Below are 21131 nucleotides of genomic sequence, written 5' to 3'. Positions count from 1 at the left end.
GTCTCCAGAGCAGATTTGTCCGCCGGGAACACCCCGTACGCTTCAAAATCCATAAAGCCTACCCATTCGGAACCTGCCGTTACTGTAAGGCGAATATAACGCGCCTCCGTGCCTGCGGGCAGGATATGTCTTGGACTGGTGGATACAACCACATCACTTGTTGTATCTACGACTTTGACAAAGTTTTCGTTATCGTTGGATACTTCGATCTTATATTTAATCCCCCCACTCCACATGGACATTTCCAGCTTGCGAATTACAGCTGTCGTTCCCAGATCTACTTGCCACCAGCTACCCACACTTTGATCTGTGCCCCATGAAGTATTGGGATTGCTGTCGATTGCACCCCCAGGCGAGTTGGTTTCACCACCACCTGTACCTGCACTGCTTGATGCAGTAGCTGTTTTGCCTGTTGTTAATGCTTCCAGCAAAACAAGGTTGTTATTCGCTTTTTGAAGTGTAGTCAGAGCCTCCTGCACCTCGGCTTGATTGGCATCCTGCTTGTCTCTCACAGTGATTGCCGATAGCAATGCCGCTTTCAGGTTTGCCCAGCTTCGCTGTGTATATGACGATTCGGTCAGTTGCTGTGTTTCACCGATGAATTGTGTCAACTCGGTTTTGTCCACATTGGATAAACCATGGATTGCTGCTTCCACTTGTTTTGCTGATGTATTCACCTCGGTCTGGGTTGCTCTTGAATCTACCATCACCTGTTCTGCTTGGACAAGAGCCTTGGTCAATACAGCCCATGTTGCAGCAGACCAGTCCGCTTGCTTGTATGTTTTGGCTTCGGCAATGATCGCCTCGAGAGCGTTCCGATTCGCAGGTATAACGTCGAGCTGCTGCATAACCGCATGAAGAGTGGTCGTCGCAGCATCCGTATCCTGTTGTGTCACACCACCAGATGTATAAGCGAGCTTGTAAATGTTCTCTGCTGCTGCAATGGCAGGAACTAATGTAGGCCAGCTTTCAGGTGTGAAATCGCTGGATTCAAGCGCCTGTGCACGTGTAATGGCTGCGGACAACTCTTTCCGATCTGCGGGCAGAATGTCGAGTCCACGTTTGTACACATCCAGCGATGGCAGAGCACGACCTTCATACGAGTAACCGCCATTCGCCGGGTATTCGTCATAATCGAACATGGCGTGATTCTCCCATGCGTCTCCCTCGGAAGCAATCCAGCCTACATTGGCTGCAATCCATGCAGGCTCCCAATAGAAGAAACCGGCTCCCTTCTGATCGGGCACTTGTGAAATCATATCCATAATGCCTGCAATCGCATCATATTGTCCCTGTACGGTTGCCGGAAAGGTCGCCCCACCGACATTTAGCGTTTCCGGGTTACCGATAATATTGCCGTGAGCATCCCCGTTTTTATACGAGAATGGATATGACGTTTCCGCAATAATGACTTCTTTTCCATATTTCACGGAAATCTCATTCATCGTTTTGCGCACATCTGCGAATGTCCCGTGCCAGAATGGATAGTATGACAGTCCGATAATATCGTATTCCAGCCCCCGTTTCTCCAATTCGCCGAAATACCAGTCAAATGTATCGGCTCTGCCCCCTTCTGCCAGATGGATCATAATTTGAACCTGATCTCCGCTAGTAACTGCGCGCACGCCGTCCACTCCACGCTGAAGTAAGGCAACGTTTTCATCAAAGTTGACGTTATTCTTCAGCCCATTTAACACGCCACTGTTGATTTCGTTACCGATCTGTACCATGTCGGGCATCGCGCCCGCATCCTTCATCTCGCCTACCACTTCACGCGTGTAATCATATACCGCCGTCTTCAATTCATCGAATGAGAGGTTTTCCCAAGCCTTCGGACGAAGCTGTTGACCAGGATGCGCCCATTCATCGGAATAATGGAAGTCGAGCAGGATCTTCATGCCCTTCGCTTTTACCCGTTGGGCTAGACGAATCACATCTTCCTTGTCGTTGTATCCATTGGATTTCTGTGGATCATTCCACAGACGAAGCCGCACATAATTCACGCCACGGTCTTTCAGAATATCGAGCAGATCGCGTTTTGCGCCATTACTGTCCAGATAATAACCTCCATTATCCTCAATGGCGGTTAACGTGGAAATATCCACTCCTCTGACAAAATCACTGCGATATCCTTCTACCGTAACGGTAGCTACAGGTGGAATGGGAGCTCCATATACATCACCTGTAACGGTAAATCTGCCTGCTGATGCATATTGTGAAGGAGCAACTTCCTCCCATTCGACCGGGACAAGGCCCGATTTACCGTTCTGGTAATGTGCCTTAACTTCTGCTGGCAGAACAGGCGCACTCCGGCTTACGGTAGACACGTTGACTGCATCATAACTTGTGATATCTGCCGGGTCACGCCCTTCTTCCTCGCCCCAGATTTGCAGCTCGGATATGCCTGGCCACCAGCCATCCCCCGCATAATAAGGAATCATGACTTTTACGTACTGAACCGAGTCAGTCTGAAAATCCAGATCGGCTGTACTCTGGGTCGCTTCATTGAACGTTTGATCCGCTACCGGTGTCCAGTTCGTGCCATCAGCAGAAACTTCGACGAGAAACTTTACGACTTTATCCTTGTCTTTCCACGTCAACTCAGCCCCCGAAAGCTGATATAGAGCTCCAAGGTCTACGGTCAGTTGATGCGGCTTATTTACTGATGTCGCACTGTCTGCACTCCAATACGTATCCCCTTTACCATCAACTGCATGTTCCTTATTGCCTCCCCACTGCAGATCTTCAGCGCTGACTGTTACCGTCTTGCCCAGTGCAACGTTTACTTTCGCCGCTGCCGCTGGCCGAACCATCAGACCCAGATCACAGAACAACAGTAGTAATACGATACAGCCGCTTATGTATCTTTTGTGCACGCTTGATCTCCCCCTTATCGTGTTTGGTTCAACTTGAACAATGAATGTTGTAAATCATTATCATTGTAAGCGCTTTACAATAAACGAGGACACGGTATTATGCCAAGGAAACAGCAGTTATTTTAACAGATTTATTGGTAATTTCTTGCTCATCGCGGATCGATTCCCATTCTCAACATAAAAAATCTGTCCCCTCCACCACACGGCGGATTGGAACAGATTCGGGTCTTGCATGTTCAAATGCTTATTTGCTGAGCTTCAGCTCCAGTTGCACCTGAATGTCATTTTCAGTAGAAAGAACTACCGAATGTGGATTTTCCATACCAAAATCTTCAAAGGTAACCATCGTTGTTGCCGACAACAACACCTGATCATTTTCATAAGCGGCTTTTACGTCAAACGTAGCCTCTTTCTCAATGCCTTTTATCGTAAGGGTTCCGTTCATTTTAAAGTCAACCGTCTGCCCTGCCGACCATTCCGTCGGTACACCATCAAATGAGGTTGCAGAAAATGTAGCTTGTGGATAGTTGGAAACATCGAAGTAATCGGCCTCTTTCACATGTCCATCCCGCTGGCTATTGCCTGAATCAATGTCACTCATCTCGATCTGCCCATCCGCTTTCATCTGAGAAGGATCGTCTACATTAAGGGTTAATTTACCACTGACCTGCTCGTCCGCAAAATTGACCGTCTCCCGGGATGTCGTTACCGAGAAATATACTTTCGAACCTTCGCTAATGCTCCAGTCTCCATTCAATTGCTCTGCTCCCGCAGCTTCGTTGGATACACTTGTGCCGCTGTCCGATCCGGCTTCCGTTGTGGACGTTGCCGTGCTCGCAGGAAGCACCTGCTCAATCTCAACGTTGTTGCCCAGGTAACTGTTCGCGAAATAATAACCTCCGCCCCCAAGAATGACGATTGCTGCCGCACCTGAGATCATCCATGTTTTTGTCTTTTTGTTCATCTCTGCTCTCCTCCAATGGGTAACTGTATAAGTTGATTATTTATCAGCATCTTAACAGCCCACTGTGTCAGGATGACGTCAAGAAATGACGTACAACGCATTTTTTTCTGAAAACAATTGCCTCATTGGCATTGTGCTTCCGCTCATGTAAAATCAGTACACAAGCTTCTGAAGTGAAAGGAGACACCTTCTTGAAATCCATACTCATCGTCGAAGACGAGCAAGCAATTGCCCGAGTGCTGGCTGCCTATCTTCGAAAAGCGGGATTCGACGTTCGTCATGCAGCGGATGGCCCTACTGCCCTGTCTCAATTTGATTCGGATGTGCCTTCCCTGGTTTTGCTGGATGTGATGCTGCCGGGAATGGACGGTTGGGATCTGCTGCGAATCATCCGTGAAAAAAGTGCTTGTCCCGTCATCATGCTAACCGCACTGGATGATATTCAGGACCGACTGAACGGGCTGAATGCCGGTGCTGACGATTATATGAGCAAACCCTTTGTACCCGAGGAAGTTGTGGCCCGGGTTAATGCTGTACTTCGCCGCAATCCACACTGGACTGCTGAAGGTGAGGGCAAACGTTATTTTGGCAATCTGGTCATTGATCTGGCTGCCAAACAGGTACTTTTGAACGGAGCAGAGGTTGCACTGACACCACGTGATTTGTCACTGCTCCTGTTTCTATCGGAGTACCCCAACCGTACATTTACCCGGGACCATCTAATTGAACAGGTATGGGGCATGGACTATGACGGAAGTGACCGGGCTGTGGACCTGTCGATCAAACGACTGCGTCAGGCACTATCCCACTGGTTGCCGGAAACGGGAGAAATTCGGACTTTACGGGGAATGGGGTATCAATTTTGGATCGCCAACTAAAACGAAAAACAACCAAACGTAAAACATCCATTCTGTCCTACTGGACGCTTCGATATTTTCTAATCCTCTGCATCGGTTTCACCATTATTGTTGCAGGGGCACTCTACTGGATCAGAACTACTTCCATAGAGAAAGGTCTCAAAACGGCACAGCTGCTGGGACTGGAAATCGCCGAGAAGGTAACTGGATCCGAGAATAATATTCATGTCCCTCCGGATCTAGACAGGCTCGTGGACAAGCGTACCAAACTTTTCAATACGGACAATTACTTTTGTATTATGGTGCTCGACAACAATAATAAATTGATCTATTCCAAACCGAAAATGACACAGCAGGATGTGTATAATAGGCTGTCTGACGACCTACGCGAGCCAAGAAACAAAAAATTCGCTGGGGTGACGGTTAACGTCACAGATGATGATCAGACGCTTGGGAAAGTGTGGGTCATGCAATCCAAAAAGTCCATTGCATACAATCCGGAAACGATGCTGGTGGTGTGCATCCTGTTTGTCGCATTAATCCTGTGTGGTTGGTTTACGATCTACCTCCTTTCCCGCAAGCTCTCCAGGCCTATTCGCCAGGTTGCCCACGCCGCGGAGCAGATTCGAATCGGAAACTATGAAGTCAATTTGGATCTGAACACACGGGAACGGGAGATGAATGAACTCGTTGAATCCTTTCGCGAGATGTCCATTCGTTTGCAGCAATTAGAAGAATGGCGTGCCCTGTCGCTTGCTGGGGTAACCCATGAATTGAAAACACCAGTAACGTCCATTAAAGGACTTGTGATGGCTGTTCGGGATGATATCGTGAGTCCCGAGGAAGCGAAGGAATTTCTGGACATTGCACTCAGAGAATCCGAACGTATGGAACGCATGGTCGCTGACCTGCTCGATTACAATGCCATGAGCGCTGGAAGTGTTGCTGTTCGTCGGGAACGTATAGATCTGAATTTGCTGGTAGGTGAGATTATCTATCAGTGGAAAATCGCTTATGAGGATAAGTCTCCCGAAATTGAGCTGCAAACACCTTCGGGCACCTTTTATACTATTGGAGATGCTCTTCGGATTCAGCAGATCATTGTCAACCTGCTCAATAACGGGCTCCAAGCAGCAGCTTCCGATCAAACTAACGTCTTTCATATCCGTTTGCGCACCGAGGATGACAATCTGTTTGTTGATGTACAGGACAACGGTACGGGTATCACCAAAGAAGATCAACCCAAAATCTTCGAACGATTCTATCGTGGCGAGGCCAAAAAACTCCGTATCCGCGGGCTAGGTCTGGGACTGACCTATAGCCGGCTGCTTGCTCGAGCCCAGGGAGGGGAGTTAACCCTGACTTTCAGCAGTCCCGAGGGCAGTCTTTTCACCTTAACCTTGCCACGTTGGTCGGGTCCTGAAAAACCAGAGATAGAATCATCTTACCGCTCAACGGCTAACGCCTAGCTCGATCCCTGCATGTCATAAACGAGATTTATCCATATGCCTAAGAAGCAAAGAAAGAACACAACTCAAGCAAATTGCTGAAATATCGAATAGCCCGGTATTCCTTCATAGGAACCGGGTTATTCGATATATGACCTGGTTGTTGCTGATATTTATAGGCAAGCTATGTGGCCAGTACACGCGGCATATATTCTACATATGCGTCGTTAATGAATTGCTCATGCAATGGACTACTTGCAATAATGGCTTTTCGTTTAGCTTTTAAGACAATCTGCTCTACATCCGCATAACTGCATCCTGTGAGGCGTTCACATGTGTAATCTTCCAGTTGGCTCTCCTGTTCAAACTGCCCCATCAGTTTGCTAATATATAATCTACGGCTCGACTCATCAGGCATACTGTAGGTCATTTTGGTATCAAATCGCCGCCATATCGCCTGATCCAGCTGTGTCTCCAGATTGGTCGCGGCAACAAGAATACTGTCTCCTTCGAATTCATCAAGACATTGCAACAATGTGTTTACGACACGAGCCATCTCTTTAACCTCATCATTGCTTTCACGTGTACGCCCAACGGCATCAAATTCATCAAGAAACAACACACAGGGGTTAGCCCGTGCATATTCGAATAATTTACGAACGTTGCTTCCCGTTTCCCCAAGGTGGCTATGAATGATGGCATCGAGTCTTACAAGGACCAGTGGAAGCTGAAGTCGGTGTGCAAGATGGAAGGCAGTTAATGTTTTACCTGTACCCGGAGGACCAAACATCACCATTTTGTTCGGCATCGGTACATCGTGCTCTGCAAACTGCTCTTTCATACCGAGAATAGTAATAAACTCCTCAACAACCCGTTCATTGTCTGCGGAGAATACAATATGCTTCGCCTTTCGTCCACACTCTTTTGGTGAATAAAAAGCAGCCATATCGATGCCTTTTGCTCGTGGAATCCGGTTTATATGGTTGGTTTTGCTCATCGTTGATCGTTCTCCTTCTTCTATGTCTCAGGGGGTTATCCCGCATCAATTCATTCTCATTCCTAGTTAACGATTGTTTTAATCGTAATTTTTACTATTAAATCATATCATAAGACGGCCTCTTTGCAAAGTTATCATGTTTTGTCCATCATTTTTGGTAAGATCTGTCCAATTTGTTGCATGCGGCAGCAAAATTTGCTATTCTAAATATGCATCGTTGTGTATAACGCAAAATAGCCCTCTTTTTACTCAAGAGAGCACAAAATTTTTCCAGATTTGCAAGCGGCAACTTGTCATTTCCGGATGTTCTCTATACCAACGAATGTAATCCAATCAAAGCGAGGTTAACAATCATGGCAAAAGACGTATTATGTGAGGTTAATTCCTGTCGTCACTGGGCTCAAGAGAACAAATGCAACGCATCTTCAATCTACATCGTGAGTCACAGTTCCAAAAAAGTAAGCGAATCCGCTGAAACGGATTGCAAAACATTTGAAGTGAAATAAGGAAAATTTCAAATTGTACAAGTTAAAGGAGCCCTCAGCGGTTCCTTTTTCTTTTTCTATTGTAACAAGAATGATAATTATTATCAAGCTCTTTTCAGCAAAATTTGAACTTCCCTCTCTTCATGCACATTGGACTGCCTATTGACGTACACTACGAGAGCAGTCAAACTGCCCATGAACGAATAAGTCATAGAGGTGAGTAACGATGCCCGTAAAAAGTGGCAAACAGTATATTGAACGTATCGATGCCCAGACGGTCCCCTGCTGGTACAAAGGAGAGCTTGTTACTGGAAAACGTTCTGAACATTTTGCGTTTGCAGGTTTAATGGAGACACAAGCGAAGCTGTACGATCTTCAGTCCGATCCACATTTAATCGATACGATGACTTATGCATCTCCTGCTGATGGAAAACCAGTAGGTATGTCCTTTCTGCCTCCAACCAGTGTGGATGACCTGCGCAGACGCCGAGAAGCAATGAATATTTGGTCAGGGACTCACCATGGTTTTCTGGGACGATCACCCGATTATATGAACACAGCAATTATGGCCTTTTATACTGGGGCAGATATTCTTGAAGAAGTATCGCCACAATACGCCGAAAATTTGAGAAACTACTATGCCTACTGCCGGGATAATGATATTACCCTCTCCCATGCCTTTATCCAGCCTCATGCCAGTAAAATTTCGGGACAATTGGACGCGATCGAAGATGCCATTGCCGCCAAAGTGGTTGATCGCACTGAAGAAGGTCTGATCATCAATGGTGCATTCATGATGGCCACTCAGGCTGCCACGTCAGACGAAATCCTGGTGTATCCTTCCCCTTCACCGGCACCATTCGAAGATGAAAATCCGTTCGCTTTTGCCTTTGCTGTTCCGAATGATCTACCAGGCATCAGTCTGATCTGCCGGGATACCTACGCAGCTGAATCCAATTTCAACTATCCACTCAGTTCCAGATATGAAGAGATGGATAACATCGTCATTTTTGATCATGTGCTTGTTCCTCATGAACGGATATTCTTCGCCGGTAATGAGGAAATGTCTGGCCGCCTCTTTAGCGGAAGCCATTTTCACATTCACGCAGGACATCAGGTCATATGCCGGTATATTGCCAAAACCGAATTTGTCCTGGGCACCATTCAGTTACTCGCTGACACGCTCGACCAAGCTGCTGAAACTCATGTGGTAGAGAAAACAGCCAGGGTACTCACGGGTCTTGAAACGTTAAAAGCACTGGCTCTGGCAGCAGAATCCGGTGCTATAACAGATGAACGTGGATTTATAATACCTGCCCCCAAACCATTAATGGCAGCAAACCTTTTATTCCCCAAACTGTATCCAGAGATGATTGAAATTTTGCAGCTCTTGGGTTCCAGTGGTGTAATTATGGTGCCTCAGGAAGAAGAATTCCGCTCCGATATCGCACCGCACCTGAATACGTACCTGAAAGGAACCGACATGGTATCCCAGGAACGCACAGCATTGTTCCGCCTGATCTGGGAGCTTGGAGCTGGATCTTTCGGAGGCAGACAGACCCAGTTTGAACGGTTCTTTTTTGGCAACACGATCACCGTGTCGAATCGGCTGTATTCAGCAGGCTCCGCTGATCAATCGTATCGTCAGCTTGTTCGTAATTTTATTGCCAAGACCGGCAAATAAGAATGAGGGATGATCTCCTCGTTTAAACCAGATGGTCGTAAACCGTCATCAGTTCAGAGGCTGGTCTGCCTGCGTCGGTGTCCCGAAGTGCAGACTGGTCTCCGTAACCGATATGGAATACCCCCAATACCTTTTCCTCACTCGTTAACCCCATCAAATTCATAAACACGGGATGCTGTTGATAATCATTGATCTTCCAGACCGCATTTAAGCCTTGCTCCGCTGCCAGGATGCAAAAACGTTTGCTCCAGGCTTTTGCAGGCATTAAATGGTCTTCCCTCGCACTTGAAGGAGCGACGACAACCAGATGTGCTGGGATAGCTTCTGTATATTGATATGTAGCCCAGTCCCCGTAACGATCTGCCAAATGTGGTGGGTAACTCTGTCTGACCGCCTCCAGATACAGTTGACGTCCTTCACTGGCGAACAACATAAACCGCCAAGGCTCTGAACTCATCACATATAAAGATGGATCTGCTTCATCCAGCAACCGTCTTATAACCGACTGTGGCACGGGCAACGGGCTGAATTCACAAGTTCCTGTACGTTTCTTGTCGCTTGCTGCATCTTGTCTCAAACCGGTAGACATGGCTCATCCCTCCTTGATCTGCACGATATATCACAACATCCCTTGTCATTCCTCACATCAACCAGTTTTTTTTCGGTTCAGTCTCACTTCTCCACCGATCGACCTCTTCATGCACTCTGACTTTGTCTCGAACCGTAAATTGGTCAGACTCCACCTTCTCTTCGCTCGGAATGCTATCCCGAATCAGTCGAATATAATCCATGGAACGAACAAGCGATTGACGTCCAGGGATATATCGAATCTTGCGACCTTCGAGTAAACAATAGATTTCGATCATGCCTGGCAGCTTGCCAAATGCTTCCCAGCAAAACGCGCTCACCATATGCTGGAACGCCTCAACAACGTTTGGATCATGGACAACCATATATTTTTGAATGAGCAGCGAATCCCAGCCCTCTGGCTGCCAGGCCACCTGGAAGATCATGGACAGATGCATCGACAAGGTAGGAAGCTCCGTTCGCCATTGTTCAAACAGAATGGTCGGGTGCTTCAGATCATCGTTCATGGCAATTGCAAGGGATAATTCATCCGTAATTTTGTTTTTTACATCCCAGTAATGAAGTACCGATTCGAATCCGGTTGCCTTTCTGGGCCACCACTTTTCGAGTAAGTACTGTACTGGCACCTCTTTGCGTACTTCCGGGTCCAAACTGTAAAAAGCGTTGACCGCATGGCTGACTGCATATTGTACACGATGTCTCCATTGCAGCGGAGAGCGCTGCTCTGCCTCCGGTTCCGGGCGGATGAACCGGTGCGGGCTACGCAGCATCTCTTCCAATCTGTAATCTTCAAGCAGCCGTACCGGGGCGTCTGACATTCCCGGCTGCAGAGCTGCCTGAACATTATGTCTTAACATGAGTTCTTAAGACACCTGTAATCCGGCAGCAGCGAAACGTTTGCCAAAGTCACGGCATGTATCCTTCTCCTGCTCCATCGGACTGTATTCAATCTTCAGCATCTCTGGAGATACCTCCGCCCCACGTTCCAGCAGCTTCGCAGCCGCGAGATCCACGGCCCCGCAGTACTGCTCGTAAGAAGTATCCCCGCTTCCGAACACCGCTGCTCGTTTGCCACTCAGATCAATCTCATCCAGTTCTTCGTAAAAATCGAGGAATTCATCTGGCAGTTCACCGTCTCCCCACGTGTATACTCCAATAAGAAACCCATCATAATCAAGCACATCAGAGGCATTGCAATCCGTGACGGACTTGAGATCCACTTCATGCCCACCTTGTTTAATCCCTTCAACAATCAGTTCCGCAATCTCTTCCGTATTTCCTGTCATACTTGCATAAGCCACTAACAATTTAGCCATCTATTTTTCCCTCACTTTTTATTGATCATGTCATACTGTTCCTGAAGAAGTAACATTTGAATGTATCAAAATCATATGTGATAATGATTATCATTGTCAAATTAAATTTTCATTCGCATTCAATTTCAGTATATGGTGATGAACCACATTCAACACCATCAAAAGTACTTTGCCCTCGTTAGGCCAAGCGTTTTTTGATTAACTTTCATAAGAAATCTTTTTAAGAACGGATTTATCATATTCCAGTTATGAAAGTGCAGCATGACGTGACCATCTTTCCACAAAGGGTTTCCGCCCACCACAACTGGCGTACAGGTCCTTTTTTGTTGTACAATAGTATCCAAATGACTTTTGAAGGATGGATAAATACTTATGTACGTAGCAAAGAACTGGAAGGACTATGAAGTAATTGATACAGGAGGCGGCGAAAAGCTGGAGCGTTGGGGCGATGTGATTTTGCGCAGACCCGATCCACAGATTATTTGGCCCCTTGAAAAAGAAACCAATGAATGGCTCCAGGTTCACGGCCATTATCACCGCAGTTCTTCGGGCGGCGGCAGCTGGGATATGAAAAAACCAATTCCGGAACGCTGGACCATCGAATACGAAAACCTGAAATTTCATATTAAACCAACCAGCTTCAAACATACCGGTCTGTTCCCTGAGCAAGCGGCCAACTGGAGCTGGATGATGGATAAAATCGCCGGAGCAGGTCGTCCCATCTCTGTACTGAACCTGTTTGCGTATACAGGCGGCGCAACAGTTGCTGCTGCTTATGCGGGAGCTTCAGTTGTGCACGTGGATGCAGCCAAAGGCATGGTGCAGTGGGCCAAAGAAAATGTTCAATTATCCGGCCTCGCGGATCGTCCTGTTCGTTTCATTACAGATGATGTATTCAAATTCGTACAGCGCGAACAGCGTCGCGGCAATCGATACGACGCGATTATTATGGACCCGCCTTCCTATGGCCGAGGCCCTAACGGAGAGACATGGAAACTGGAAGAGAACCTCTACCCTTTCTTGAAGTCCTGTATGGAAATTTTGTCGGATAACCCATTATTCATGCTGGTCAATTCCTATACTACTGGTATCTCCTCTACCGTTTTGCGCAACATGCTGACAATGACGATGTCTGCCCAATACGGCGGTCAAATTACGGCAGGCGAAATTGGTCTTCCAATTACCCGTAGTGGTCTGGATCTGCCGTGCGGCATCTTGGGCCGTTGGGAGTCCTGATGATGTCCCAACATTTGCAAGGAACCGGTGATATTCCCATTCTGTTTGAGGACAATCACCTGTTAGGCATTACGAAGCCGGTCAATGTACCTACACAGGAAGATGCATCAGGTGATCCGGATTTGCTTACACTGCTGAAACAGGATTTGAAAGAGCGGTATAACAAACCTGGCAACGTTTATCTCGGATTAGTGCATCGTCTTGACCGTCCCGTTGGTGGTGCGATGATTTTTGCCAAAACATCAAAGGCTGCTTCAAGATTATCCGAGACGGTTCGGGGACGTCATTTCCGCAAAATATATGCGGCTGTTGTACATGGTAAGCTGCCCGCACAGCAAGGGACGTTAAAACACACGCTGCTGAAAGATGGGAGTACCAATACCGTCACCGTTGTACCTCAGGGTACAGTCGGCGGTAAGGATGCCGTTTTGGATTACCAAGTCATCGGTGAAACCGACCGTTATAGTCTAGTTCATATCGAACTGCACACTGGCAGGTCTCATCAGATCCGGGTCCAAATGAAAGAAATCGGCTGCCCGCTGTTCGGAGATCAGAAGTACGGTGCAAGCATGAATAAGCCCGGACAACAAATCGCTCTCTGGTCTGCGATTGCAGCTTTTCCTCACCCAGTAACGAAGGAGGAAATTGTTCTACAGTCCCTGCCTCCCCGTGAATTTCCATGGGCAGAGTGGCCGGCTGCTGTGTATGATAAAGCATTTAAAGCGGAACATTAATCGTTAATTTTTTTTCGTTCACAGGATTAGGCCAAATTTGATCGTAAACCGTGTTATCCAGATCCCGCATCTGAATGGCACGGTTTTTTACTCAAATGGAAAGGAAGACCCAACTAATATGACACCGTTTACGCAACAGGTCGTCGCCATTATCGCAGCAATTCCTGAGGGGAAAGTTATGACCTATGGGCAGATTGCCGCTCATGCAGGCAGCCCGAGAGCTGCCAGACAGGTCGTACGCATTCTGCACTCCATGAGCCGGAAGGAGCGCCTTCCATGGCACCGCGTCGTCAACGCCAAGGGTGAGATCTCCATTCCCGACGAACATTCGCGCCTGATGCAGGAGACGGAGCTCATTAGCGAAGGTGTTGAATTTCAGATGGATGGGAGCATCAATCTCAGACTCTTCGGTCATGATCCAGGTCCTACATTCCTGCTTGATCTATCGACCGATGAAAAATAAAGTCAAAACAAGGTATAGCAAAAAGAGAGTTCAAGCAGTGTGATCTGCCTGAACTCTCTTTTGTATATTTAAAGCCTTTATTGAATGAATAAGAACATTAACCTAAGTACGGTTTAAGCTGTTGCATTCACTTTTTGCTGCTCAACCGTTACAGGTTCAGTAGCCGGTTTTGTTTTACGGATAAAGAACGCCAGGAACAAAGCAACGACTGTCATTGCGGTCGCTATAATAAACGCATAGTTTACCCCGTAGATGGTTGCATCTGCGGTAGCACGGAGCATTGCAGCCTTATCATCTGTAGCGATTTGGCCTGTAGCCAGGGTATCTGCCAGATGGGATTTCAGCTTGCTACTCATAATCGTAACGAGAATCGCTGTACCAATGGCACCCGCAACCGTACGCAGTGTATTGGACATCGCTGTACCATGCGCGTTCAGGCGCTGTGGCAGCTGATTCAGGCCCGCCGTTTGAATTGGCATCATCAACATCGACATACCGAACATACGAGCTGTGTAGATAAACATCATGTAACCATACGTCGTATCAATCGATAGGCGGCTGAGCCCCCAAGTTGTGATGGCCGTAATTGCAAGACCGGCAACGGACAACCAGCGCGCTCCGACTTTATCGAAAATCCGACCTGTGATTGGAGACATAATCCCCATCAGGATCGCGCCCGGCATCATCAGCAAACCAGATTCAATCGGTGAGAATCCACGAATATTTTGCAAGAAAATCGGAAGCAAAATCATACCGGCAAACATCGCCATCGTGACGAGCATGTTAATAATCGTTGTTAATGTATACATGTTGTATTTGAAAATACGGAACTCCAAGAGCGGATGATCCGTCGTCATCTGTCTAATAACGAACAGGATCAGAGATACAGCCCCGACAATCAGACAAGCGATAACAATTGCACTGCCCCATCCGTCTGTACCCGCATCACTGAAGCCGTATAATAAACTACCAAAACCGAGTGTAGAAAGGATAACGCCTGGATAGTCCAGTTTGGGTTTGGATTGACGTGTTACGTTTTTGACAAAAGCAATACCGATCCCGGTCGCAATAATGGAGAATGGCAAGATGATATAGAACAACAGTCTCCAGGAATAATGCTCAACCACATAACCCGACAGTGTCGGTCCAATGGCTGGAGCCAGAATCATCGCGATCCCCATCGTACCCATGGCCTGACCACGCTTCTCGATTGGGAAGATCGTCAGGAAAACAACGGTCATCAATGGCATCAGGATACCTGCACCTGCCGCTTGAATAACACGACCTACCATCAGGATACCAAAGTTCGGACTCAAGCCACAGACCAAGGTCCCTAATGTAAAGAGCGTCATGGCAGTAATAAAAATTTGACGTGTCGAGAATTTGGCGATCAGATACGCCGTAACCGGAATCAACACACCATTGACAAGCATATAACCGGTAGTCAGCCATTGGGCTTTGTTCGCTCCGATGCCGAGGTCTTCCATAATCTTAGGAAGAGCTACGTTCATCAAAGTTTGATTCAGGAAGGCGACGAATGCACCGATTAGCAATGCGGCCACAATCGGGCCTTTCTTAATGTTGTCCATCGCGGAGGATGGAGCTGCTGCTGCAGTAGTACTCATTGGTTGTTCATCTCTCTTCCTTCTAACTTTTCAATCATTTGATTATGAATTCTAAGCAGGTGCTCAAGGTCTTCCTTCGGGATATCCAGAATGGGTGAGACTCGCTCCATCCACAAACGGTGTGTTTCCTGCTGGGCCTGTTCCCCTTTGACCGTAATCTGAAGCTTTACGGATCGACGGTCCGAGTCGGAACGCGTTCGAACAAGGTACTCTCCCTTAACGAGACGCTCTACCACAGCGCTCATAGAGCTGCTGCCCATATGACAGAGTTCAGCCACTTCATTAATACCGATAGAAGGACGCTCCTTCAAAATGGACAACACCATGAATTGAATCGAAGTGAGCTCGATTTCCTTGTTTTCATTCCAGAATGCCCGGAAGAGCATTTGATTGACCTGCCGAAACGAATTAATAATGTAGAATACTTCGTATGTGTCAGACATTAATTCACCCTTTTTACTTATGGAATATAATATTTCGTACACGAAATATCAGGGGAACAATTACTTATTATAACAAAAATATTTACATAGTCAACTCTTTACATATAAAATTTTAGAATTTATTCTTAGTACTCCAAAGCAGGCAAAACTCTTTAAAGTATACATAAATAAAAAAATAACCACAGCTCTCCTGCATATTCAGCAAGAGTTCCATGGTTATTATTATTCGCACGTCCCTCGTCATTAAGATGTGGACAAAGCATGCTCTTTTGTTTTAGGTGTTGTCATTTTGCCTAACAGATAAACCAGCAACTGCTGATTATGCATCGAAATGTTGCTAAGAACCGAATTCATAAACTCATTGCGAATTGTGATCCCCCGTTCGGTCTCCATGCGTCCCTTATCGGATAGGGATACCCATACGATTCTTCGATCCTGATTATCGCGTTCCCTGCGAATCAGACCGTTTTTCTCCATACGATCCAACAACATCGTTACTGCTGCGGGTGTTGTAGCCAGAAAAGGAATCAGATCCGATGGTTTCATCTTTTCGTGATCCTCAAGAACCTCCAGTACGGCCAGCTGCGCCTCTGTTAACGAGGGTGCCAGCTCATGATCCATATGCAGCTTGTAGTCCTTGGTCAGCCTCGACCAGCACTTGGCAAAATCGGAATTATACATCTTCATCGCTCCTCTCTGCAACCGGTTATCACTTCACCTGCTTAAGTTTTCGCTCTTCAAAGCCGCATTCCTGCTGCCTTTTTTCAATTTCCCAGCGATCGACCGTAATCGACGAAGGTTGTTAAACTTCGCATCGAGGTCCTCTTTTAATCCGCGTCCGAACAACAAAATAAGACTCTTCGCATGACAGGTTTCCCTGCTCTGCAAAGAGTCTTAATTGAATCCTTATTATGAAGAAGAAGCTGTCTAATTCTCCGCGAGATCCATGATAAGCTCCACAATTTCATCCTGTTTGTCCACATGCACAAGCAATTTACCGATATGCTTCCGTTCGGTAATAGGTACAGCTTCGGAAGAAATGTGATGGGATTGGCCTTCCTTGGTCATTACCGTTACATTCCTTTGTTCCCGACAATAGAACGCTCCGGCAATTCGGCTACCATTCGGTTTCACCCGTTTGCCTTCCTTGAACTCAAATGTTGCCAGTCCCTTGCCGCCACGGCTCTGTAGAGCATAATCCAGCAACAACGAGCGTTTGCCGTAACCCAAGTCAGACAAAATAGCAACTTCGCCTTCATCGCCTTCCACCCACAGAACAGATACGACTTCATCTGTTTCTTTTAACTGAATACCACGCACGCCCCCAGACACACGTCCCATCGGATTCACTTCATCCTCACGGAAACGAATTGCCATGGCTTCTCTGGTGATCAGCAAGATGTCCTTGCCACCTGTACTTAAATGAACGGATAATACCTCATCATCCTTGCCAACCTTACAGGCTGCCACTGCACCAGAACGCTTGGTGACGTACTCCTTCAGTTCGGTACGTTTCACCTGTCCTTTGCGGGTGACAAAGACCAGACTGTGATCCGGTTCTTCGAAGGATTTAACGGCAAGCACACTTGAGATCCGATCATCCTTCGCAAGAGGAATGACGTTGACGATCGCCGTCCCCGGATCTTTCCACTTGAATTCCGGCACCTGATGCACAGGTAACAGGAAATACTGGCCTTTCTTCGTAAATACCAGCAGATTCTCAAGCGTGTTGACTTCAAGGACCTGGGCGATATAATCGCCTTCTTTCACACCACTTGCGTTACGCTCCCCGCCGGATCGTGTGAATGATTGCATGCCTGTACGCTTGATGTATCCCTCTTTGGACAACGTGACAAATACATCTTCCGCGTTCACCAGCACTTCCAGATTAACCTTGAGTTCTTCCACCTCGCCCTGAATGGCTGAGCGACGGTCAATTCCGTATTTCTCACGAATCTCCATCAGCTCTTTGCGGATAACTCCGATCAGCTTGCGGTCACTATCCAGAATGGAGCGTAATTGCGCGATCTTTTTCATCAGTTCGCCGAGTTCCTTTTCCAGAGAAGTAATCTCCAGATTGGTCAATCGGTATAATTGCAAAGTCAGAATGGAATCCGCCTGACGTTCCGAGAAACCAAACATCCACATCAGGTTATTTTGAGCATCCTGACGGTTCTTCGACGCTTTGATAGCCGCAATGACCTCATCGAGGATGTTAAGAGCTTTTACCAGACCTTCCAGGACATGTGCACGGTCTTCCGCCTTCTCCAGCTCAAAGCGGGTACGGAACGTCACAACTTCACGCTGGTGAGCAATATAAGCCTCGAGGATTGATTTCAATCCCAATTGCTGAGGGGCTTTATTCACAATCGCAACCATGTTGAAGTTGTAGGTGACCTGCAGGTCGGTTTTCTTCAGCAAATAAGCCAAAATACCTTGTGCATCTGCTTCTTTTTTCAACTCAACCACGATTCGCAGGCCTTCACGCCCACTCTCATCCCGTACTTCGGCAATCCCTTCAACCTTTTTCTCAAGCCGGATGTTTTCCATCGCTGTAACCAGCCGGGATTTCACGACCTGATAAGGAATCTCGGTAATCACGATTTGCTGTTTGCCACCACGCATATTCTCGATATCGGTTTTGGACCGGAGATAAATCCGTCCTTTACCTGTGCGATAAGCATCCAGAATTCCGTCGCCGCCCATAATTAATCCGCCTGTCGGAAAATCCGGACCTTTCATGAACATCATAATCTCGTCCAGTTCAATCGATGGCTTCTCCATCAAGGCAATACAAGCATCAATGGTTTCACGTAAATTATGTGGAGGAATCTCCGTTGCAAAACCAGATGATATCCCACTTACACCATTGACCAGCAGGTTCGGATAACGGGAAGGTAATACAACCGGCTCTTTGGCCGTATTATCAAAATTATCCTTAAACAGAACAGTCCGTTTCTCGATGTCGCGAAGCATCTCCATAGCGATGGACGACAAACGGGCCTCTGTATAACGCATCGCTGCAGCCGGATCATCATCCTGTGATCCCCAGTTCCCATGACCGTCCACGAGCATATGGCCCATTTTCCATGGCTGTGCCATCCGCACCATACCTTCATAGATGGAGGAGTCCCCGTGAGGATGGTAGTTACCCATGACGTCCCCAACGGTTTTGGCAGACTTCCGATATGGTTTCTCCGGCGTATTTCCTGAATCGTACATGGCGTACAGAATACGCCGCTGCACAGGCTTCAAACCATCCCGTACATCGGGAATGGCCCGGTCCTGAATAATGTATTTGGAGTAGCGACCGAAACGGTCACCTACGACCTCTTCGAGAAAGGCCGGCATAAATTGTTCTGATAGGCTCATTCCAAGCACCTTCTATTCTTCGTACTCTGTAAAGTCGACGTTCTCTACAATCCAGCGTTTGCGCGGATCAACTTTATCACCCATTAGCGTAGATACTCGTCGCTCCGCTTTCGCTGCATCAACGATCTGTACCTTGAGCAATGCACGTGTTTCCGGGTTCATTGTAGTCTCCCACAGTTGATCCGGATTCATCTCGCCAAGTCCTTTATAACGTTGGAGCTCCACATTGGTTCCAAATTCTTTCATGTAATTCGCCAGCTCTTCATCTGTCCAGGCATAACGTACACTTGCCATTTTGCCGGATTTGCGCGTGAGTTTGTAAAGCGGCGGCTGAGCGATATATATTTTCCCTGCATCAATTAACGGTTTCATGTAGCGGTAAAAGAAAGTCAGCAATAGTACCTGAATATGTGCACCATCCGTATCGGCATCCGTCATAATTATGATTTTGGAATAATTGCTGTCTTCAACTGCGAATTCGGTTCCAATACCTGCACCAATCGCTGATGTAATCGCACGGTATTCTTCATTTTTGAGGATGTCGGCCAATTTCGCTTTTTCCGGATTGAGCGGTTTACCCTTAAGCGGGAGTATCGCCTGAATCTTGGAGTCACGTCCCTGTTTGGCTGAACCACCTGCGGAATCTCCTTCGACGATAAACAGTTCATTCCGGGTAAAATCCTTGGATTGTGCCGGGGTGAGTTTACCGTTCAGGTTGGAGCTTTCGCTGCGTTTTTTGCCGGTCCGCATCTCATCCCGAGCTTTTCGTGCAGCTTCTCTGGCTCTGGAGGCCTGAACTGCTTTGCGAATCAATGTTTGCGCGACCTGCGGATTTTCTTCCAAAAACCGCTGGATATTCTCGGACACGACGGAATCCACTGCGCTTCGCGCGGAAGCGCTACCGAGTTGATCCTTCGTTTGTCCTACGAATTCAACCTCCGACATTTTGACACTAATGACCGCCATCATGCCTTCACGTAAATCATTACCTTCGAGGTTTTTATCTTTTTCCTTAATCATGCTGGTACGCCGTGCGTAGTCATTCATCACACGTGTATAAGCTGCCCTGAATCCGGTCTCATGTGTACCGCCGCCCCTAGTGGGAATTGAGTTTACGAATGACGCCAGCGTTTCCGTATAACCCGCGTTATACTGGATCGCCACTTCGACCTCAATGTCATCCTTTTCCGCATAGAAGTGAATGACATCATGCAGTACATCTTTATTTTCGTTAAGAAAAGCAACAAACTGGCTTGCTCCGCCTTCGTACATGTACTCGTCCTGATTCCCTGAACGTTCGTCCTTGAGCACAATTCTCAGACCCGAATTCAGAAAAGCAATCTCCTGAAGACGTTCTGCCAGTGTATCATAATTCAATTGAATACCGTTCGGAAACACCCGAATATCCGGTTTAAACGTAACTTTTGTCCCCGTCCGATTGGTATTGCCCAATACTTCGAGACCAGACGCCGGTTCTCCGACATGCTCAACGCCTTTTTTGTCCTGCCAATACTCGAATCGTTGACGATGAATCTTGCCATCACGGAAAATCTCGACTTCAAGCCATTCGGACAATGCGTTCGTAACTGACGCACCTACACCGTGCAAACCGCCTGATTTTTTGTATCCTGATCCACCGAACTTTCCGCCTGCGTGCAAAATCGTAAACACGACCTGGGGAGTAGGAATCCCTGTTTTATGTATACCTGTCGGAATTCCCCTTCCGTTATCCTGAACCGTAATAGAACCGTCCTTATGCAGCGTGATATCGATTTTGGAGCAGAATTTGGCGAGATGTTCGTCGACAGCGTTATCCACGATTTCCCATACCAAATGATGTAGACCCGAAGCACTGGTGCTGCCGATGTACATTCCCGGCCGTTTCCGTACCGCTACCAGTCCTTCAAGTACTTGAATGTCGTCCGCGTCGTAGCCTGAAGACCCTTGTCCTCCGCCTGTCGAACCTGCCGACATATCGATTTGCTCGACCATTCATGCTCCCCCTTCTTAACTTGCAACTAAAAAAATGCCTGAAATGCAAAC

Annotated in this window: 18 protein-coding genes; 7 read left to right on the top strand and 11 right to left on the bottom strand. The window is 47.2% G+C overall.

Annotated features, from left to right (window positions below; genetic code table 11):
- The coding region (locus AMS66_RS10665) for a glycosyl hydrolase 53 family protein (RefSeq protein ID WP_201782160.1) at positions 1–2876 on the bottom strand (2876 nt) is incomplete at its 3' end.
- A gap of 244 nt (positions 2877–3120) precedes the next feature.
- Complete coding sequence (locus AMS66_RS10660) at positions 3121–3840, bottom strand: YceI family protein (protein ID WP_053780770.1); 720 nt, start codon at positions 3838–3840, stop codon at positions 3121–3123.
- Positions 3841–4031: 191 nt separating this feature from the next.
- On the opposite strand from AMS66_RS10660, the gene AMS66_RS10655 reads away from it, so the two are divergent.
- Positions 4032–4718: a response regulator transcription factor gene (locus AMS66_RS10655; RefSeq protein ID WP_053780769.1), complete on the top strand. Its 687-nt coding sequence runs from the start codon at positions 4032–4034 to the stop codon at positions 4716–4718.
- Positions 4703–6166, top strand: a complete 1464-nt coding sequence (locus AMS66_RS10650; RefSeq protein ID WP_053780768.1) for a HAMP domain-containing sensor histidine kinase — start codon at positions 4703–4705, stop codon at positions 6164–6166. Before AMS66_RS10655 ends, AMS66_RS10650 begins: the two co-directional genes overlap by 16 nt.
- A 163-nt stretch (positions 6167–6329) precedes the next feature.
- Here the strand turns inward: AMS66_RS10650 and AMS66_RS10645 are convergent, their stop codons facing one another.
- On the bottom strand, positions 6330–7142 hold the full coding sequence (locus AMS66_RS10645) for an AAA family ATPase (protein WP_053780767.1): 813 nt from the start codon (positions 7140–7142) through the stop codon (positions 6330–6332).
- Between the two features lie 353 nt (positions 7143–7495).
- Between AMS66_RS10645 and AMS66_RS31695 the strand changes: the two genes are divergently transcribed.
- Both AMS66_RS31695 and AMS66_RS10640 read left to right on the top strand, forming a co-directional pair.
- Complete coding sequence (locus AMS66_RS31695; RefSeq protein ID WP_072733378.1) at positions 7496–7648, top strand: DUF1540 domain-containing protein; 153 nt, start codon at positions 7496–7498, stop codon at positions 7646–7648.
- Positions 7649–7853: 205 nt separating this feature from the next.
- Positions 7854–9311, top strand: a complete 1458-nt coding sequence (locus tag AMS66_RS10640) for a 4-hydroxyphenylacetate 3-hydroxylase family protein (RefSeq protein WP_053780766.1) — start codon at positions 7854–7856, stop codon at positions 9309–9311.
- A gap of 22 nt (positions 9312–9333) precedes the next feature.
- Here AMS66_RS10640 and AMS66_RS10635 read toward each other — a convergent pair whose 3' ends face one another.
- Genes AMS66_RS10635 through AMS66_RS10625 form a run of 3 tightly spaced genes read right to left on the bottom strand, consistent with a single transcriptional unit; the run spans position 9334 to position 11215 of the window.
- Positions 9334–9900 carry a nitroreductase family protein gene (locus tag AMS66_RS10635; protein ID WP_053780765.1) on the bottom strand — a complete coding sequence of 189 codons (567 nt, stop codon included), beginning with the start codon at positions 9898–9900 and terminating at the stop codon, positions 9334–9336.
- Between the two features lie 52 nt (positions 9901–9952).
- On the bottom strand, positions 9953–10756 hold the full coding sequence (locus tag AMS66_RS10630) for a hypothetical protein (protein ID WP_053780764.1): 804 nt from the start codon (positions 10754–10756) through the stop codon (positions 9953–9955).
- 6 nt (positions 10757–10762) lie between these two features.
- Positions 10763–11215, bottom strand: coding sequence for a flavodoxin (locus AMS66_RS10625; RefSeq protein WP_053780763.1), 453 nt, complete (start codon positions 11213–11215; stop codon positions 10763–10765).
- A 372-nt stretch (positions 11216–11587) separates the two neighbouring features.
- Between AMS66_RS10625 and AMS66_RS10620 the strand changes: the two genes are divergently transcribed.
- From AMS66_RS10620 to AMS66_RS10610, 3 genes are all read left to right on the top strand, one after another.
- Positions 11588–12451, top strand: coding sequence for a class I SAM-dependent methyltransferase (locus AMS66_RS10620; RefSeq protein WP_053780762.1), 864 nt, complete (start codon positions 11588–11590; stop codon positions 12449–12451).
- On the top strand, positions 12451–13185 hold the full coding sequence (locus AMS66_RS10615; RefSeq protein ID WP_053780761.1) for an RluA family pseudouridine synthase: 735 nt from the start codon (positions 12451–12453) through the stop codon (positions 13183–13185). Before AMS66_RS10620 ends, AMS66_RS10615 begins: the two co-directional genes overlap by 1 nt.
- Positions 13186–13303: 118 nt before the next feature.
- Entirely contained in the window at positions 13304–13648 is a 345-nt protein-coding gene (locus AMS66_RS10610; RefSeq protein ID WP_053780760.1) for an MGMT family protein, read from the top strand.
- 113 nt (positions 13649–13761) lie between these two features.
- On the opposite strand, the gene AMS66_RS10605 is transcribed toward AMS66_RS10610, so the two are convergent.
- The 5 genes from AMS66_RS10605 to parE all read right to left on the bottom strand — a co-directional run bounded on the left by AMS66_RS10605 (position 13762) and on the right by parE (position 21080).
- Positions 13762–15273, bottom strand: a complete 1512-nt coding sequence (locus AMS66_RS10605) for a DHA2 family efflux MFS transporter permease subunit (RefSeq protein WP_053780759.1) — start codon at positions 15271–15273, stop codon at positions 13762–13764.
- Positions 15270–15716, bottom strand: coding sequence for a MarR family winged helix-turn-helix transcriptional regulator (locus AMS66_RS10600; RefSeq protein ID WP_053780758.1), 447 nt, complete (start codon positions 15714–15716; stop codon positions 15270–15272). The genes AMS66_RS10605 and AMS66_RS10600 overlap by 4 nt, the downstream gene beginning before the upstream one ends.
- A 243-nt stretch (positions 15717–15959) precedes the next feature.
- A complete protein-coding gene (locus AMS66_RS10595) occupies positions 15960–16397 on the bottom strand; it encodes a MarR family winged helix-turn-helix transcriptional regulator (RefSeq protein WP_024630572.1) in 438 nt (145 codons plus the stop codon).
- Positions 16398–16643: 246 nt separating this feature from the next.
- Positions 16644–19088: a DNA gyrase subunit A gene (gyrA, locus tag AMS66_RS10590; protein WP_053780757.1), complete on the bottom strand. Its 2445-nt coding sequence runs from the start codon at positions 19086–19088 to the stop codon at positions 16644–16646.
- 12 nt (positions 19089–19100) lie between these two features.
- Positions 19101–21080 carry a DNA topoisomerase IV subunit B gene (gene parE / locus AMS66_RS10585; RefSeq protein WP_053780756.1) on the bottom strand — a complete coding sequence of 660 codons (1980 nt, stop codon included), beginning with the start codon at positions 21078–21080 and terminating at the stop codon, positions 19101–19103.
- Positions 21081–21131 lie beyond the last annotated feature (51 nt).

It is taken from the genome of Paenibacillus xylanivorans (assembly GCF_001280595.1).
In the GTDB taxonomy this organism is placed as follows: Bacteria; Bacillota; Bacilli; order Paenibacillales; family Paenibacillaceae; genus Paenibacillus; species Paenibacillus xylanivorans.
The sequence above is the reverse complement of the archived record's forward strand: the minus strand, read 5'-3'. Positions and strand labels throughout refer to the sequence as shown.